Here is an 881-nt window from a genome sequence, read left to right as displayed (position 1 = left end):
GTACCCACTGCAAGCCCGAGGTTGAGCCTCGGATTTTCACAGCAGACGCGACAAACCGCCTACGAGCTCTTTACGCCCAATAATTCCGGACAACGCTTGCACCCTACGTATTACCGCGGCTGCTGGCACGTAGTTAGCCGGTGCTTTTTCTGCAGGTACCGTCACTTTCGCTTCTTCCCTACTAAAAGAGGTTTACAACCCGAAGGCCGTCATCCCTCACGCGGCGTTGCTGCATCAGGCTTTCGCCCATTGTGCAATATTCCCCACTGCTGCCTCCCGTAGGAGTCTGGGCCGTGTCTCAGTCCCAGTGTGGCCGGTCACCCTCTCAGGCCGGCTACCCGTCGTCGCCTTGGTGAGCCATTACCTCACCAACAAGCTGATAGGCCGCGAGTCCATCCCCAACCAAAAAATCTTTCCACCACCAGACCATGCGGCCGGCAGTCATATCCAGTATTAGACGTCGTTTCCAACGCTTATCCCAGAGTCAGGGGCAGGTTACTCACGTGTTACTCACCCGTTCGCCACTAATCCACCCAGCAAGCTGGGCATCATCGTTCGACTTGCATGTGTTAAGCACGCCGCCAGCGTTCGTCCTGAGCCAGGATCAAACTCTCCGTAAAAAATTAGAGCGCGAGGACTTCCCGCGCTGGACCCTCAAGGTGCAGGTCATGCCGTACGAGGACGCCGCGAGCTACCGCTTCAACCCGTTCGACCTGACGAAGGTGTGGCCGAAGGGCGACTACCCGCTCATCGAGGTCGGCACGATGGAGCTCAACCGCAACCCGGAGAACTACTTCGCCGAGATCGAGCAGGCGACCTTCGCGCCCTCGAACTTCGTCCCGGGCATCGCGGCCAGCCCCGACAAGATGTCCTCGCGCGCA

General features: G+C 58.8%; 1 rRNA gene and 1 pseudogene. One reads left to right on the top strand and one right to left on the bottom strand.

The window, feature by feature from the left end:
• Nucleotides 1-620: ribosomal RNA gene (locus tag I5E_RS11035) — 16S ribosomal RNA — on the bottom strand; the annotation flags it as partial.
• A 6-nt stretch (nt 621-626) separates the two neighbouring features.
• Here I5E_RS11035 and I5E_RS21660 point away from each other — a divergent pair.
• Nucleotides 627-881 (top strand): annotated as a pseudogene (locus I5E_RS21660) (catalase); the annotation flags it as partial.

Origin of the sequence: Curtobacterium sp. B18, from assembly GCF_000333375.1 — a bacterium.
Classification (GTDB): Bacteria; Actinomycetota; Actinomycetes; order Actinomycetales; family Microbacteriaceae; genus Curtobacterium.
The sequence above is the reverse complement of the archived record's forward strand: the minus strand, read 5'-3'. Positions and strand labels throughout refer to the sequence as shown.